At 72.8% G+C, this 16058-nt stretch carries 14 protein-coding genes and 1 pseudogene; 10 read left to right on the top strand and 5 right to left on the bottom strand.

Features of this window, described 5'->3' with window-relative positions; all coding sequences use genetic code 11:
* Positions 1-30 precede the first annotated feature (30 nt).
* On the top strand, positions 31-537 hold the full coding sequence (locus tag AC07DC_RS18540) for a GNAT family N-acetyltransferase (protein WP_478915478.1): 507 nt from the start codon (positions 31-33) through the stop codon (positions 535-537).
* A gap of 10 nt (positions 538-547) precedes the next feature.
* On the opposite strand, the gene AC07DC_RS18535 is transcribed toward AC07DC_RS18540, so the two are convergent.
* Positions 548-1009, bottom strand: a complete 462-nt coding sequence (locus AC07DC_RS18535; protein ID WP_478915477.1) for a hypothetical protein — start codon at positions 1007-1009, stop codon at positions 548-550.
* Complete coding sequence (locus AC07DC_RS18530) at positions 1002-1370, bottom strand: hypothetical protein (protein WP_478915476.1); 369 nt, start codon at positions 1368-1370, stop codon at positions 1002-1004. Before AC07DC_RS18530 ends, AC07DC_RS18535 begins: the two co-directional genes overlap by 8 nt.
* A 70-nt stretch (positions 1371-1440) precedes the next feature.
* Between AC07DC_RS18530 and AC07DC_RS18525 the strand changes: the two are divergent.
* The 4 genes and pseudogenes from AC07DC_RS18525 to AC07DC_RS18510 form a co-directional block, all read left to right on the top strand.
* A pseudogene (locus tag AC07DC_RS18525) lies at positions 1441-1596 on the top strand (HAD family hydrolase); the annotation flags it as partial.
* A 274-nt stretch (positions 1597-1870) separates the two neighbouring features.
* Positions 1871-2944 (top strand): methionine ABC transporter ATP-binding protein, encoded by a 1074-nt coding sequence (locus tag AC07DC_RS18520; RefSeq protein ID WP_478915475.1) that lies wholly within the window; start codon positions 1871-1873, stop codon positions 2942-2944.
* On the top strand, positions 2941-3672 hold the full coding sequence (locus AC07DC_RS18515) for a methionine ABC transporter permease (RefSeq protein WP_478915474.1): 732 nt from the start codon (positions 2941-2943) through the stop codon (positions 3670-3672). The genes AC07DC_RS18520 and AC07DC_RS18515 overlap by 4 nt, the downstream gene beginning before the upstream one ends.
* A 52-nt stretch (positions 3673-3724) precedes the next feature.
* A complete protein-coding gene (locus tag AC07DC_RS18510) occupies positions 3725-4564 on the top strand; it encodes a MetQ/NlpA family ABC transporter substrate-binding protein (protein WP_478915473.1) in 840 nt (279 codons plus the stop codon).
* Positions 4565-4627: 63 nt separating this feature from the next.
* On the opposite strand, the gene AC07DC_RS18505 is transcribed toward AC07DC_RS18510, so the two are convergent.
* Positions 4628-5419: a class I SAM-dependent methyltransferase gene (locus AC07DC_RS18505; protein WP_478915472.1), complete on the bottom strand. Its 792-nt coding sequence runs from the start codon at positions 5417-5419 to the stop codon at positions 4628-4630.
* Positions 5420-5604: 185 nt separating this feature from the next.
* Between AC07DC_RS18505 and AC07DC_RS18500 the strand changes: the two genes are divergently transcribed.
* From AC07DC_RS18500 to AC07DC_RS18480, 5 genes are all read left to right on the top strand, one after another.
* The gene (locus AC07DC_RS18500) at positions 5605-6252 is read left to right on the top strand and encodes a GNAT family N-acetyltransferase (RefSeq protein ID WP_478915471.1); all 648 of its coding nucleotides are present in this window, start codon (positions 5605-5607) and stop codon (positions 6250-6252) included.
* A gap of 113 nt (positions 6253-6365) precedes the next feature.
* Positions 6366-7568, top strand: coding sequence for a precorrin-6y C5,15-methyltransferase (decarboxylating) subunit CbiE (gene cbiE, locus AC07DC_RS18495; RefSeq protein WP_478915470.1), 1203 nt, complete (start codon positions 6366-6368; stop codon positions 7566-7568).
* A 261-nt stretch (positions 7569-7829) separates the two neighbouring features.
* Positions 7830-11099 (top strand): nicotinate-nucleotide--dimethylbenzimidazole phosphoribosyltransferase, encoded by a 3270-nt coding sequence (cobT, locus tag AC07DC_RS18490; protein ID WP_478915469.1) that lies wholly within the window; start codon positions 7830-7832, stop codon positions 11097-11099.
* Positions 11100-11369: 270 nt separating this feature from the next.
* Positions 11370-12602, top strand: coding sequence for a uroporphyrinogen-III C-methyltransferase (gene cobA / locus AC07DC_RS18485; protein ID WP_478915468.1), 1233 nt, complete (start codon positions 11370-11372; stop codon positions 12600-12602).
* 75 nt (positions 12603-12677) lie between these two features.
* Entirely contained in the window at positions 12678-13496 is an 819-nt protein-coding gene (locus AC07DC_RS18480; protein WP_478915467.1) for a TrmH family RNA methyltransferase, read from the top strand.
* 206 nt (positions 13497-13702) lie between these two features.
* Here the strand turns inward: AC07DC_RS18480 and AC07DC_RS18475 are convergent, their stop codons facing one another.
* Entirely contained in the window at positions 13703-14845 is a 1143-nt protein-coding gene (locus AC07DC_RS18475) for an acyl-CoA dehydrogenase family protein (protein ID WP_478915466.1), read from the bottom strand.
* Positions 14842-16044 carry an acyl-CoA dehydrogenase family protein gene (locus tag AC07DC_RS18470; RefSeq protein ID WP_478915465.1) on the bottom strand — a complete coding sequence of 401 codons (1203 nt, stop codon included), beginning with the start codon at positions 16042-16044 and terminating at the stop codon, positions 14842-14844. Before AC07DC_RS18470 ends, AC07DC_RS18475 begins: the two co-directional genes overlap by 4 nt.
* Positions 16045-16058: the final 14 nt, after the last annotated feature.

Raw genomic sequence — 16058 nt, 5'->3', positions numbered from 1 at the left:
CGGGCGGACTCGAAGGGGAGGCCTGCGCACATGGGCATGAGCGTGACCATCTCTACGGCGAATCCAGACGACGCCGAGAAGATCCTCAAACTCCAGTACCTCTGCTACCAGAGCGAGGCGGAGCTCTACGGCGACTACACCATAGAACCGCTCACCCAGACCTTCGATGCGCTGCGCGCCGAGCTGGCTCAGGGGTGCGTCCTGGTCGCCCGGCTCGGCGACGAGGTCGTCGGCTCCGTACGCGGAGTCGTCGACGTCGACGGCACCGGGCGGATCGCCAAGTTGATCGTCCACCCCCGTATGCAGCGGCACGGCCTCGGCGGCCGGCTGCTGCACGCCGTCGAGGAGCGGCTGTCCGCCGAGGGCGAGGCGAAGCGGTACCGGCTGTTCACCGGCCACCGCAGCGACCTGAACCTGCGGCTGTACCGCAAGCTGGGGTACGAGCAGGTGGGCGACGCCGAGCCGGTCAACCGGCGGCTGAGCCTGGTCACCATGGAGAAGGACGCCCCGGCGGTGACGTTCGCCGCCACCGCCTGAACGGTTCTCGTTACGGCTGTTGTGGCTGCGCCGACCTGCGCAGCCACAACAGCCCGGCGACGGGCAGCAGCAGCGGCAGGAAGAGATAGCCGATTCCGAAGTCCGACCACACGGTCGCGTCGGGGAACGCGGACGGGTCGACGAGGGTGAAGGTGCCCACCGCGAGCACGCCGGCCAGTTCGGCCGAGCAGCACACCAGCGCCACCCTGCGGGCCGCCTCGCCGCCGCGCCACAGCGCGACGGTGATCACCGCGTAGACGAGTCCGGCCACCGCCGAGAGCACGTACGCCAGCGGCGCGTCATGGAACTTCGTGATCATCTGGACGAGCGAGCGCGACACCGCCGCGACGGTGAACACCCCGTAGAGCGAGAGCAGCAGCCGCCCGGGACCGCGGCCGATCCGCCCGGCCCGCGCGGTCCCGTCCTCGTTCGCGGCCGGTGCCTCGGATGCCTCGCGTGCGGGCTCAGACACTGCCGCCTCCCCAGATGTCGAAAAGCCGTACTTCGAGCACGGCAAGGATCACTCCGCCCGCGGCCACGATCGCCGATCCCCAGCGGGTGCGTTCGGTCAGCGACATGAAGGCGGCCGCCGGGATCGTGCAGACGGCGCCGACCAGATAGGACACGAAGATCAACGTTCCCTGGTCGGGCTTCTCACCGTGGGAGAGCTTCACCAACGCGATCACCAGCTGAACCAGCGCGAGCACCGTGACCACGGCCATGCCGATGAAGTGCCAGTCCTTGGTCGGCTGGTCGCGGAAGGCCGCGAAACCGCACCACGCCGCGAGCAGCAGCGCCGCGACCGAGACCGTGATGGTGACTGCGTCGAGCATGCCGCGACTCTATTACGGGCCAAACGGGCCCGGACGCGGCCCCCCGGTCACCTCCGCCACCGGCCGGCTGGGCGCCGCCCGGCTCGCCGCCGCCGGGATGCGAACCGTGGCCTTGACCACAACCCATGGCGCCGCGGAGCTGATCGCGGATGGGGTGGTCGCTGATCTGTCCGCCGTATCGGTGCAGGTCACAGCCGAGGGCGCGGAGATCAGCGCCGGGAAATGAGCAGCTGTCCGCATAGTGAACGGCCTGCCCGGAATGCGGGACGCGGCCTGGAGGTCTGCTTTACTGGATCTCATGACCACGACGAACAGCCGCTGCCGCGCGACCGAGGCGACCACGCCCGGTGTTCGTTGTACGTGTCGAATGTGTGACTAGCCGAGGGCTCAGCCCCGCGTCACGTTTTCCAGCGACTCCTTCTTCTTGCCGCTGATCCCCGCTCGGCCCCGACGGGCCGATCCGTGCCGCGATCCGAGAAGAATGCCCCCTGTGCGGCGCTATGTCTGCCGCGCACTCGACAGTGACGGATACCCCTGTGATCACCACCACGGACCTGAGAAAGGTCTACCACTCGCGTGACCGCGAGATCACCGCCCTGGACGGCGTCGATCTGCACGTCCGCGAGGGCGAGGTCTACGGCGTCGTCGGACAGAGCGGCGCCGGCAAGTCCACCCTCATCCGCTGCGTCAACCTCCTCGAGCGCCCCACCTCCGGCACCGTCGAGGTCGCCGGGCAGGACCTCACCGCGCTCGGCGGGCGCACCGACCGCGCGGGAGCCGCGCTGCGCGCCGCCCGCAGCGGAATCGGCATGGTCTTCCAGCACTTCAACGTGCTGGCCTCGCGCACCGTGCAGGGCAACGTCGAGCTGCCGCTGGAGATCCTCGGCGTCTCCGGCAAGGAGCGCTCCCGCAAGGCCCTCGAACTCCTGGACCTGGTCGGCCTCGCCGACAAGGCCCGCGCCTACCCCGCGCAGCTGTCCGGCGGCCAGAAGCAGCGCGTCGGCATCGCCCGCGCGCTGGCCGGCGACCCCAAGGTGCTGCTCTCCGACGAGGCCACCTCGGCGCTCGACCCGGAGACCACCCGCTCCATCCTCCAACTGCTGCGCGACCTCAACCAGCAGCTGGGCCTGACCGTTCTGCTCATCACGCACGAGATGGACGTCGTCAAGGCGATCTGCGACTCGGCCGCGCTGATGAAGAACGGCCGGGTCGTGGAGTCCGGCACCGTCGCCGAGCTGCTCGCCACCCCCGGCTCGGAGCTCGCACACGAGCTCTTCCCGGTCGGCGGTGAGCCGTCAGGCCCCGACCGCACCGTCATCGACCTCACCTTCCACGGCGAGAGCGCGACCGAGCCGGTCATCTCCCAGCTGGCGCGCACCTACAACGTGGACGTGTCGATCCTGGGCGCGGCCATGGAGACCATCGCGGGCCGCCAGATCGGCCGGATGCGGATCGAACTGCCCGGTCCCTTCGAGGACAACGTCGTACCGATCGGCTTCCTGCGCGAGCAGGGCATCCAGGTCGAGGTGGCACAGACCGCCGCCGCCGCGCGCGTGAAGGAGACCGTGAAATGACCTGGGCCGAAATACAGCCGCTGCTCACGACGGCCTGTTGGGAAACGCTCTACATGGTGGGCTGGTCCACCGTGATCACCGCCGCGATCGGCCTGCCGCTGGGCGTGCTCCTGGTTCTCACCGGCCGGGGCGGGCTGCTGCAGAACGTAGTGCTGAACAAAATCATCGGCGTCGTCGTGAACATCACGCGGTCGCTGCCGTTCATCATCCTGATGGTCGCGCTGATCCCCTTCACCCGCTGGCTCGTCGGCGCGGCGTTCGGGCTCAACGCCGCCGTCGTCATGCTGTCCGTCGGCGCGATCCCGTTCTTCTCGCGGCTCGTGGAGACCTCGATCCGCGAGGTCGACCCGGGGCTCGTCGAAGCGGTCCACTCGATGGGCGGCAACACCCGCACCGTGGTCGTCAAGGCGCTGCTGCCCGAATCGCTGCCGTCGCTGGTCTCCGGTCTCACCACCACCGTCATCGCCCTCGTCGGCTACTCGGCCATGGCCGGCACGATCTCCGCCGGCGGCCTGGGCAACCTCGCCTGGACCTACGGCTACCAGCGGTTCGAGAACAAGGTCATGGTCGCGACGATCGTGCTGCTGATCGCACTGGTCACCGCCGTCCAGCTGATCGGCGACCTGACCGCCCGCGCCCTGGCCCGCCGCGGCGCCCGGACCTCCGGCGCCCCCAAACTCCGCCTGCTGCGCGCCGCCCGCGTCGCGGAGACCACCGAGACCTCCTGACCCGCCGGGCTCCCTCCGGCTCGTACCATCCACTGAGAAAGAGGCACTTTTCGTGCGTAACACCACCAAGATCACCACCGCTGTGCTGGCCGCCGGGACCCTCGCCCTGGGCCTGAGCGCATGCGCCGCCAACCCGACCCAGAAGGACGGCGAGAACGACGCGCTGGTCGTCGCCGCGAGCCCCGTGCCGCATGCCGACATCCTGAAGTTCGTCAAGGAGAACCTGGCGGAGAAGGCCGGACTGAAGCTGGAGGTGAAGGAGTTCGACGACTACGTCATACCGAACACCGCCACCGAGAACGGCGAGGTCGGCGCCAACTTCTTCCAGCACAAGCCGTACCTCGACGACTTCAACGCCAAGAACAAGACGCACATCGTGCCGGTCGTGAACGTCGAGCTCGAACCGCTCGGCCTCTACCCCGGCAAGGCCAAGACGCTCGGCGAGATCAAGGCCGGCGACACCATCGCCGTGCCCAGCGACACCACCAACCAGGGCCGCGCGCTGCAGCTGATCGCCTCCAAGGGCCTGATCACGCTCAAGCCCGGGGTCGGCGCCGATGCCAACCTGCAGGACATCGCCGACAGCAAGGGCCTGAAGTTCAAGGACGCGAAGGCGGAGCTGCTCCCCAGCCAGCTGCCCGACGTGGCCGCCGCCGTCATCAACGGCAATGTGGCGCTCGGTGCCAAGCTCGACCCGGCCAAGGGCACCCTCGCCCTGGAGAAGGCCGAGGGCAACCCGTACGCCAACTTCCTGGCGGTCAAGGACGGCAAGCAGAACGACCCGCGGGTCCTCAAGCTCGTCAAGCTCCTCAACTCCGACGAGGTCAGGAAGTTCATCGAGACCAAGTACCACGGTTCGGTGATCCCGGCGTTCGGCAAGCCCGTCGCCTGACACCCGGCCCTTCGCACCCCGGCCGCCCGACCAGGCGGCCGGGGTGCGGTGCGTCGCCGCCCGCTACCGGCGCCGCACCCAGTACACGTCCGTCATGTACGGCATCTCGATGTCGCCGCCGCGCCGGGTCGGCTCGTGCGCCCCGAGCACCGACTCCAGCTCGGCCCGCACCCGCTCCTGCTCGGCCGCGTCCAGCACCGCGATGTGGCTGGACGACATCATCCGCTCGACGACGTCCTCGACGGTCGTCGAGTGCGGATTGGGCCAGTGCCGCTCGTGCACCCGGCCCCAGCCCGGCCGCCCCTCGAAGGACCGGCGCCACCGGTTGTCCGGATCCCCGATTCCGGAGGCCAGCGGCGGACTCGGCAGATCGCGCGGCGCCAGCCGGAAGTAGATGTCCTGGAAGTCGCGCACCCACGGCACCGAGGTGTCGTACGTGTTCCACACCAGGGCGAGCGCGCCGCCCGGCCGCAGCAGCCGCTCCACCTCGTCGAGCGCGTCCGTCTCCTGGAACCAGTGCCAGGACTGCGCCGCCACGACCGCGTCCGCGCAGCCGTCCGGCAGCCCCGTCGCCTCCGCGGTGCCCGCCGTCACCACCACCCCGGGCAGCAGCTCCGCCAGCCGCTCCCGCATCTCCGGCACCGGCTCCACGGCCAGCACCTCGGCCCCGGTCAGCGCCAGCAGCCGGGTGAACTTGCCCGTGCCCGCCCCGAGATCGACCGCCGTCCGGCCCACCTGCAACGGCAGGGCGTCCGCCAGCGCGGCGAGCGCGGCCATGGGGTACGAGGGGCGGGAGCGCTCGTAGGAGCCCGCGGCCCGCTGGGATCCGACTCCTGCTGCGTGGTGCAACGTCACGCGGCCAGACGCTAGCAGGATCGGATGACGGCGGCGGATACCCGCCCCTGGCCGTCATTCGGCCTACCCTGGAAGGGCGTTCGCGGATCACCCCCCGCGAACCGATCTGCGAGCCCGCTCTGCGAATGTCGCGGCCGATGCTGCATGCTGTGCCTTCCACACATGCCCTGGTTACGGAGCAGCGAATGACCTCCACCTTTCCGGACATCTCCATCAGTACGGAGCGGCTGGTGCTGCGCCCCTACGAGGAAGCCGACATCCCCGCCCTCGCGGAGATGATGAACGATGAGCTGGTCACCGCCTGGACGTCCGTCGCCCAGCCGTACACCGAGGACGACGCCCGCGCCTTCGCCACCCGGATCGCCCCCGCGGAACGCACCGAGGGCCGCGGCATCGTCTTCGCCGTCACCGAGTTCCTCACCCAGCGGCTGGTCGGCACCGTCCACCTGCAGAACACCGACTGGCGCATCCGCAGCAGTGAGATCGGCTACATGACCGCCCCCTGGGCGCGCGGTGAGGGGTATGCCTCCGAGTCGGTGCTCGCCGTCACCCAGTGGCTCTTCGACGACCAGAAGTTCGAGCGCCTCGAACTGCGCATCGCCGCCGACAACACCGCCTCCCAGCAGGTCGCCCAGAAGATCGGGTGCATCAGCGAGGGCGTGCTGCGCAACGCCGGCATAGTGCGCAGCCGGCCGGAGGAGGACCCGGGCGGCCGCTGGACGGAGATCCGTACCGACCTGATCGTGTGGAGCCTGCTGCCGGAGGACCTGGACGTACTGCCCGGCCGGTCCTCCGGGGACGAGGGGTACGTGGCCTTCGCCGACTGGGAGTAGCGGCCCCGGCGGTGCCGTCGCCCGGTCAAGATCGGGCCCCGGGGTACTGTGCTTCTCCGGGGACCGCGCCACGCCCGGACCCCGACCGCGACCACGCCCAGGAGACTGACGACATGGCCGACCGGGTCACCGTGATCGGGTGGGACGGCTCCCCGCCGTCCGACGCCGCGCTGTCGGCGCTCGCCGCAGCCACCCTGGTGGCCGGTACCCGCCGTCATCTGGATCTGCCCTACGTACCGGCGGCCGCCGAGCGCATCGTGCTCGGCAGCATAGAACTGGCCGCCCGCCGGATCGCCAAGCACCGGGGTACCGCGGTGGTGCTCGCCGACGGCGACCCGGGCTTCTTCGGCGTCGTGCGCGCCCTGCGCGATCCGGAGCACGGCCTGGAGATCGAGGTCGTGCCCGGTGTCTCCTCCGTCGCACGGGCCTTCGCCATGGCCGGCATGCCGTGGGAGGACGCCCGCGTTGTCGTCGCGCACAGCCGCTCGCTGCGCCGCGCGGTCAATGTCTGCCGCGCCTACCCCAAGGTGGCCGTGCTGACCGCGCCCGGCGCGGGCCCCGCGGAACTCGCCCTGCTGCTCGAAGGTGTGCACCGCACCTTCGTCATCTGCGAGGCACTGGGCACCGATCAGGAACAGGTCAGCGTCCTCACCTCGGACAAGGTCGCCGACCACATCTGGCGCGATCCCAACGTCGTTCTGGTCGTCGGCGGGATCACCTCCGCGGACCCGGCGGTCGCGGGCCGCGGCGGCTGGATCGCCGGCCGCGATCCGGCGTTCCCGGGCGCGGTACGCGGCTGGGCGCTGCCCTCCTCGGAGTACGGCGGCGACAGCTCGCACCAGCTGCGGGCGCTCCAACTCGCCCGGCTGGGACCGCGCACCGGCGACCTGGTCTGGGACATCGGCTCCGCGGACGGGGCGTTCGCCGTGGAGGCCGCCCGGTTCGGCGCGGCCGTGATCGCGGTGGACCAGGACGAGGACGCGTGCGACTGGATCGCGGCCACCGGCCGGCGCTTCGGCGTCCAGCTCCAGGTCGTCCACGGCACCGCACCGCAGGCGCTGGAGGACCTTCCCGAGCCCGATGTGATCCGGATCGGCGGGGGAGACGCGGAGGTCGTCACGGCCTGCGCCGCCCGCCGCCCGGAGCGGATCGTGGCGAGCGCGGGCAACCGGGACGAGGCGGAGGCGGTCAGCCGGGCCCTGGAGGAGGGCGGTTACGACGTCGAACGCGCGCTGCTGCAGACCGTCGAACTGGATTCCGGCTGGGCGGAACGCGAACGCCTCGTCACCTTCGCCCTCTGCGGCCACCGCAGGTGACGGCGGGGCCGCCGGCCCGACCGCACTGTGGACCCTTGGACTGTCCTTCGGCGCACGCGCGGTAGGCTGGCGGATCGTTGTGCCGTCGTCGTGCGTTGACGGATCGACCCGTTGTCGATCTGTTGGTCATCCGTCGCCGCCGGGCAGCACACGCGGTGCCGACGCGCCGCTTCCCCCGCCTGCCGGCTGTTGCGGCCGGCGGGTGGACAGTGTGCGCGGCGCGGCGTTGGAAGGAGCGATACCGATGGGCGAGGGGCACGCATGACTGACACCGGCCAGGTCCCGGGCGAGGGACTGCCGGAGAACGCAGTCGGGGAAGCGGTTCCGCAGCCGCCCGCCGATCTGCCCGGCAGTGCCGCTCACCAACCGACCGCTCCCAGCTGGGGAACGGACGCGCTGAGCGGCGACGGCGCTCCCGCGTACACCTTCCTCGACCAGTCGGCGCCCTCCGGGCCGGCGGTCGACGACGACGAAGACCTGCTCCTGATGCCCAGTCTGCAGGGCTCCTGGAGCGACCCCCAGCCCGTTCCGCCGCAGCCCGAGGTTGTCGTCGCGCCTCCCCTGAACGGTGACGGGCACGAGTCCCACGAGTCCGCGGGACGGGACTCCGGATCCCTCGACTACGGGACGGTCCGGCTGCCGCAGGCCGCGCAGCCCGCCGGCCTGCCGCTGTCCGAGGCCGCGGCCCCCGCCGCCGTCCAGGAACCGGAGCCGGTGGCCCAACAGGTCACGGAGCCGGCTCCGGAGCCGGCCGCCGAGCCGTTCGTCGCCGACCAGGCGGCGGCCCAGCCGGCGCCGCCCCGGCGGCCGTTGCACATGGGGCCGCCCATGCCGGACCCGGCCTCCAGCGGCGTTTCCGTCCGCTCGCTCGCCGACCGCGGACCGGCGACGGCCCAGGGCCAGACGCCCGCCCCGCAGCGCGCGACCGGCCCGGCCACCGCGGGACCCGAGTACCTGGACGTACCCCACAGCGATTCCGCCGTCATCCCCGCGCAGCAGAACGGCGAGGCTCCCGAGCCGGCCGCCGTCGCGCAGCCGGGCACCCCGGTCCAGGGCAGCGCGTGGCCGTCGGCCGCGCCCGCCACTCCCGTTGCGCAGCCGCAGGAGTTCCAGCCTGTCGTCCTCGTGGCGGCGCCCGAGCCGGTCCAGCCGCAGCCGCAGGCAGCGGTCGAGCAGCCGGACCCGGTCCAGCAGCCCGTGCAGGCCCAGAACCCGGAGCCGGTCCAGGCGCAGGCTCCGGCGCAGGTGCCGGCCCAGGAAGGGTCGGGAACGCCGCACGCGGGCACTCCCGTTCCGGACGCCGTACCCGCGCCGGCCGCACCGATCGCCGTCGAGCCGGTCGTACAGGCTGCGCCGGTCGTACCCGTCGTAGCGGTCGCACCGGAGCCGGTCGCCGGGCCGGTCCAGCCCCCCGTGGACGCGAGCGTGAACGTGAACGTGCCGCCGGTCGCCGCCGCGACCCAGCCGCCGCCGCAGGCCGTCGAGGTCCCTGCCGAAACGATCACTCCTGCGACGGCCCCCGTCCAGCACCCGGCGGACGCGGCGCAGCCCGGCACGGAGTCCTACGTCCTGCCCGACGCGCTGCCCGAGCCCATCGTTCCGGTCCCCGTCCCGGTCGAGGCCGTGGTGGCCCCGGCGCCCGCGGCTCCCGTCCAGGAGCAGCCGGCCGCGGCCCCGGACCCGGTTCCGGCGGAGCAGCAGCCCGTGCCCGGTACGCCGGTCGCGGCCGAACTCCCCGGCGAGCCCGGCGAGTCCGCCGCCCCGCCCGTCGAAGCCCCCGTACCGCCCGTGCGGCAGCCCGCCGCCGACGGGTACGAGCCCGCCGTCCGCGACGCGGTCCACCGGGTGATCCGCGAACGCCGCGACATCCGCAACGGCTTCCGTGACGACCCCATCCCGCACGAGGTGCTGCTCCGCGTCCTGGAGGCGGCCCACACCGCCCCCAGCGTCGGCCACTCGCAGCCCTGGGACTTCGTCGTCATCCGTTCCGCCAAGACGCGTGAGCGCATGCACGAGCTGGCCAACGAGCAGCGCGACGCGTACGCCAAGTCCCTGCCGAAGGCCCGCGCCAAGCAGTTCCGCGAGCTGAAGATCGAGGCGATCCTCGACACCCCGGTCAACATCGTCGTCACCGCCGACCCGACCCGTGGCGGCCGGCACACCCTCGGCCGGCACACCCAGCCGCAGATGGCCCCGTACTCCTCCGCGCTCGCGGTGGAGAACCTGTGGCTCGCCGCCCGCGCCGAAGGCCTCGGCGTCGGCTGGGTCAGCTTCTTCGACGAGCGCCAGATGGTCCGCGAGCTGGGTCTGCCCGAGCACCTCGAAGTCGTCGCCTACCTGTGTGTCGGCTACGTCGACGAGTTCCCGGAAGAGCCCGAGCTGATGCAGGCCGGCTGGTCCCAGCGCCGCCCGCTGTCCTGGGTGGTCCATGACGAGGAGTACGGCAACCGGGCCCTGCCCGGCGAGGAGCCGCACGACCTGCTGGAGGAGACGCTGCGCGGCATCCGCCCGCTGGACGCCAAGGCGCTCGGCGAGGCGTGGGAGCGGCAGAAGCGGATGACCAAGCCGGCCGGCGCGCTCGGCATGCTGGAAATCATCTCCGCGCAGCTCAGCGGCTTGTCACGGCAGTGCCCGCCGCCGATCCCGGAGCCCGCGGCCGTCGCGATCTTCGCCGGTGACCACGGGGTGCACGCCCAGGGCGTCACGTCCTGGCCGCAGGAGGTGACCGCCCAGATGGTGGCCAACTTCCTCGGCGGCGGCGCCGTCTGCAACGCGTTCGCCAACCAGGTCGGCGCCGAGGTCTGTGTCATCGACGTCGGTGTCGCGTCCGAACTGCCCAGCACCCCGGGGCTGCTGCCCCGCAAGGTCCGGCACGGCACCGCGGACTTCACCGCCGGGCCCGCCATGACCCGCGACGAGGTGCTGCGCGCCATCGAGGTCGGCATCGAGACCGCCCGCGACCTGGTGGCGGCCGGCAACAAGGCGCTGCTCACCGGCGAGATGGGCATCGCCAACACCACCACCTCCGCGGCGCTCATCTCCGTGTACACCGGCCAGGACCCGGCCGAGGTGACCGGGCGCGGCACCGGCATCAACGACGAGATGCACGCCCGCAAGATCGACGTCGTCCGCCGGGCGCTGGACCTGCACCGCCCGGACCCGGCCGACCCGATCGGCGTACTGGAGGCGATCGGCGGGCTGGAGCACGCCGCCATGGTCGGCCTGCTGCTCGGCGCCGCGGCGCTGCGCACGCCGGTGATCCTGGACGGCGTCAGCGCCGGCGCCGCCGCGCTGGTCGCCCGCGCCATCGCCCCCGAGGTGCTGGCCGCCTGCATCGCGGGCCACCGCAGCGCCGAGCCGGGCCATGTCGCGGCCCTCACCAAGCTGGGCCTGCGACCGCTGATCGACCTCGATCTGCGGCTCGGCGAGGGCACCGGCGCGCTGCTCGCGCTGCCGCTGGTGCAGAGTGCCGCCCGCGTCATGCACGAGGTCGCGACGTTCGACTCCGCGGGAGTCACCGAGAAGGGCTGACCGCCTCGGGCACCGGGCCGACCGGTTTGTGGCTGGGCTCAGCCGCAAGCCCCCGGTCTCCGGCGCCTGCGGCGGGCACGCTCGAACGCCGGGCAGGCTGGTTTTGCCGGCCTGGCGTTCGAGGGCGCGCGGACACACGGGTGTGATCTTGCGCGCTGCGGTCCTGGGGTGTCGGACCGTAGGGTTGGGCGCAGGGGCCGGGCCCCGCACGCACCACAGCCGCTCCAAGGGAGCAGCGGCAGCAACTTCGCCACAAGGAGCCGTACAGCCATGGCCGACGACCGCAACGACGCTCCCGCCTACCCCGTCGGACTGCGGCTGTCCGGACGGCGGGTGGTCGTTCTCGGCGGCGGCACCGTCGCGCAGCGCAGGCTGCCGGCGCTGGTGTCGGCGGGGGCCGACATCGTGCTGGTGTCACCGACGGCGACACCCTCCGTCGAAGCGATGGCCGACGCGGGCGAGCTGCGATGGGAGCGCCGTCCGTACCAGGAGGGCGACCTCGCGGAGGCCTGGTACGCGCTGATCGCCACCACCGACGCGACGGCCAACGCCGCGGCGTCCGCGGAGGCCGAGGCCCGCCGCGTCTGGTGCGTGCGCAGCGACGACGCCGAGGCCGCCACCGCGTGGACCCCGGCCACCGGGCGCAGCGAGGGAGTGACCGTCGCCGTCCTCACCGGACGCGACCCGCGCCGCTCCGCGGCCGTACGGGACGCGGTCGTCGAGGGCCTGCGGGACGGAACCCTGGTCGCCCCCCGGCACCGCGAGCGGACCCCCGGCGTGGCGCTCGTCGGCGGCGGCCCCGGTGACCCGGACCTGATCACGGTGCGCGGCCGGCGGCTGCTCGCCGAGGCCGATGTGGTGATCGCCGACCGGCTCGGCCCGCGCGACCTGCTGGACGAACTCCCGCCGCACGTCGAGGTGATCGACGCCGCGAAGATCCCCTACGGCCGTTTCATGGCCCAGGAGGCGATCAACAACGCGCTCATCGAGCACGCCAGGGCCGGCAAGGCCGTGGTCCGGCTCAAGGGCGGCGACCCGTTCGTCTTCGGGCGCGGCATGGAGGAGGCCGAGGCGCTCGCCGAGGCGGGCATCGCCTGCACCGTCGTGCCGGGCATCTCCAGCTCCATCAGCGTGCCCGGCGCCGCGGGCATCCCGGTCACCCACCGGGGCGTCGCCCACGAGTTCACGGTCGTCAGCGGCCATGTCGCCCCCGAGGACCCGCGTTCCCTCGTCGACTGGCAGGCGCTCGCGAAGCTGCGCGGAACGCTCGTGCTGCTCATGGCCGTCGAGCGGATCGGCGCCATCGCCGCCGCGCTCGTCGAGTACGGCCGCTCCGCGGACACCCCGGTCGCCGTCATCCAGGAAGGCACCATGGCGGCGCAGCGGCGGGTGGACGGCACTCTGGCGACCGTCGCCCAGGTCGTCGCCGACGCGGAGATCCGGCCGCCGGCCGTCATCGTCATCGGCGACGTCGTCGCCGTCGGACGCGCCGTCCAGGGTTAGAGGCAGCCCGGCGGGTACCGGCCAGGTAGCCACCCCGGCGTTGGCATGTGCCGCGGGACAGGGCAGTATCAGCCTGTGGCTGAGCTCATCACGATCGACGACCCCGACGACCCGCGCCTGCACGACTACGTGGCACTGACCGACGTCGAGCTGCGGCGCCGCCGCGAGCCCGCCGAAGGGCTGTTCATCGCGGAGGGCGAGAAGGTGATCCGGCGTGCGCGGCACGCCGGGTACCGCATGCGGTCCATGCTCCTGTCGGCCAAGTGGGTCGATGTCATGCGTGATGTCATCGACGAGGTGCCGGCGCCGGTGTACGCGGTGAGCCCGGAACTCGCCGAGCAGGTCACCGGCTACCACGTGCACCGCGGTGCGCTCGCCTCCATGGGCCGCAAGCCGCTGCCGGAGGCCGACGACCTGCTGGGGATCGCGCGCCGCATCGTCGTCATGGAATCCGTCAACGACCACACCAACATCGGCGCCATCTTCCGCAGCGCCGCGGCGCTCGGCATGGACGCCGTGCTGCTCTCCCCGGACTGCGCCGACCCGCTGTACCGACGCTCCGTCAAGGTCTCCATGGGCGCGGTCTTCTCGGTGCCCTACGCCCGCCTCGACAGCTGGCCCCGCGACCTGGAGACGGTGCGCGAGGCCGGTTTCAAGCTGCTCGCGCTCACCCCGGCCGACAAGGCCACCGACATCGACGAGGCCGCCCCGCACCGCCTGGAGCGGGTCGCCCTGCTCCTCGGCGCGGAGGGCGACGGCCTGTCCACCCAGGCTCTCGTCGCCGCCGACGAATGGGTCCGCATCCCGATGGCCCACGGCGTCGACTCCCTCAACGTCGGCGCCGCCGCGGCCGTCGCCTTCTACGCTGTGGCATCCGGCCGCCCCACCGCCTGAGAAGCGCCGCAATAGTCAGCCGTGGAACGCCCGGCCGACCGGAGGGGACGTGGCGGGGTGCCCCCGCAGGCGACGAGAATCCACCACCGTCACGGTGCGGACGGCCCGCGGGTTCGAGCGCCGAGGAGGTGCCCCGCCGCGGCCCCGACCTGTGCCGTGGCGGCGCGCGCCCTCCGTCAGCGGGTTCGATGCCGCACCTTCACCGGTCAGCCGGAGGTGCCCGGCAGATCCACCAACTCGGCGAGAGCCGCCCGGTGGCGGCCCGGGGTGCCCAGGGCGATCTCGTCGGTCTTGGCGCGCTTGAGGTAGAGGTGGGCGGGGTGCTCCCACGTCATGCCGATGCCCCCGTGCAACTGGACGCACTCCTCCGCCGCGTGCACGGCGGTCGTGGCGCAGTGCGCCTGGGCGACGGCCACCGCGACGGGCGCGTCGGGGCTGCCCGACGCCAGCGCGTCGGCGGCGTTGCGCGCGGCGGCGCGGGCCGAGACGACCTCCAGCCAGAGGTCGGCGAGCCGGTGCTTGAGCGACTGGAAGGATCCGACGGGACGGCCGAACTGGTGCCGCTCGCCGAGGTGGCGGACGGTCTCGTCGAGGCACCACTGGGCGATGCCCAGCTGCTCCGAGGCGAGCAGGCCCGCCCCGGTGAGCAGCGCCGCGTGCAGCGCTTCGGTGGCGGTGTCGGGACCGGCGAGCAGCCGTGCGGGGGCCGCGTCCAGCGTGATGTCGGCGATCGGCCGCGTCAGGTCCAGCGCCACCGGTACGTCGATGCTGACGCCGGGCGCGTCCGCCGCGATCTCGTAGAGGCCCGGCCCCTCGGGGCCGACCGCCGGTACGACCAGCACGTCCGCGGCCGAGGCGTCGGCGACGCTGGTGATCCGGCCGCTCAACGTGCCGTCCGCGGCGGCCCGTACGTCCTGCGGGAAGGCGGCGCCGGGAGCGGTCGGCAGCGGTACGGCCAGTGCCGCGGTCGCCTCGCCGGAGGCCAGCCGCTTCAGCAGCGGACCCGCCGCGGCGGGCGCGGCCAGCAGCGCCGAGGTGGCGAGCACCGCGCTGCCGAGGAACGGCACCGGGGCGACCGCGGCGCCGAGCTCCTCCAGCACCACCGCGGCCTCGCGGGCGGACGCCCCTTGGCCGCCGAGCTCTTCCGGCACGAGCAGCCCCGCGACGCCGATCTCGGCGGCCAGCGTGCGCCACAGGTCCAGGTCGTACGGGGTGCCGCTCTCGATCCGGGCCAGGATCGCGGTCGGCGGGCAGCGATCCGCCAGCAGGCCGCGAACGGCGGACCGCAGATCGTCCTCGACGTCGGAGTACAGCAGGTCGGGGGTGAGTGGCTGCGACGGCTGGTTCATCGGGGCAGGTCCTTCCAGGCGGCGTCCTTGTCGGTGCGGGGCTCGGACGGCAGGCCGAGCACCCGCTCGGAGACGATGTTGCGCAGGATCTCGGAGGTGCCGCCCTCGATCGAGTTGCCCTTGGCGCGCAGATAGCGGTAGCCCGCGTCCCGTCCGAAGAAGTCGACGGTCTCCGGCCGGGTCATCGTCCAGTCGCCGTAGCGCAGTCCGTCCTCGCCGAGGAGTTCCACCTCCAGGCCGCTGATCTGCTGGTTGAGCCGGGCGAAGGCCAGCTTCAGGCCGGATCCCTCGGGGCCGGGCGCACCGGCGGCGAGCTGCTGGCGGACCCGTTCGGCGGTGAGCCGGGAGACCTCGGAGTCCACCCACAGGCGCAGCAGCCGGTCGTGCAGGTCCGGGGTGCGCAGGTCGGGCCGCTCGCGCCAGGTGGCGGCGACGGTGCCGATCATGCCGCCCTCGCGCGGGATGGAGGCGCCGCCGATCGCGACCCGCTCGTTCATGAGCGTGGTCTGGGCCACCCGCCAGCCGTCGCCGACGGCCCCGAGCCGGTGCGCGTCCGGGATCCGGACGCCGGTCAGAAAGACCTCGTTGAACTCGGCCTCGCCGGTGATCTGCCGCAGCGGGCGGACCTCGACGCCGGGGTCGGTCATGTCGCAGACGAAGTACGTGATCCCGCGGTGCTTGGGCAGGTCGGGGTCGGTGCGGGCGATGAGGATGGCCCAGCGCGCGTTGTGCGCGTTGGACGTCCAGACCTTCTGGCCCGTCACCACCCAGTCGTCGCCGTCCCGTACCGCGCGGGTGCCGAGCGAGGCCAGGTCGGAGCCGGCGCCCGGCTCGCTGAAGAGCTGGCACCAGACCTCCTCGCCGGTCCACAGCGGCCGCAGGAAGCGGGCCTTCTGCTCGTCGGTACCGAAGGTCAGGACGGTCGGGGCCGCCATGCCCAGGCCGATGCCGATCCGGCGCGGATCGTTCTCGGGCGCTCCGGCCGCCGCCAGCTCGGTGTCCACGACGCCCTGCAGGGAGCGGCGGGCGCCGAGGCCGCCCAGGCCCTCGGGGTAGTGCACCCAGGCCAGGCCCGCGTCGAACCGGGCCCGCAGGAATGTGAGGCGGTCGGTGGTGGCGGGGTCGTGCGCGGAGAGCAGCGCCCGCACGCGTCGGCGCAGGCCCTCCTCGTCCGGGGTGCCCGCCGGTTCGGTCGTCATACGCCGCGTCCTTC

This window comes from Streptomyces sp. NPDC045021 (assembly GCF_056432645.1).
Note: the sequence above shows the minus strand (reverse complement) of the source record. Positions and strands in the feature narration are given on the sequence as shown.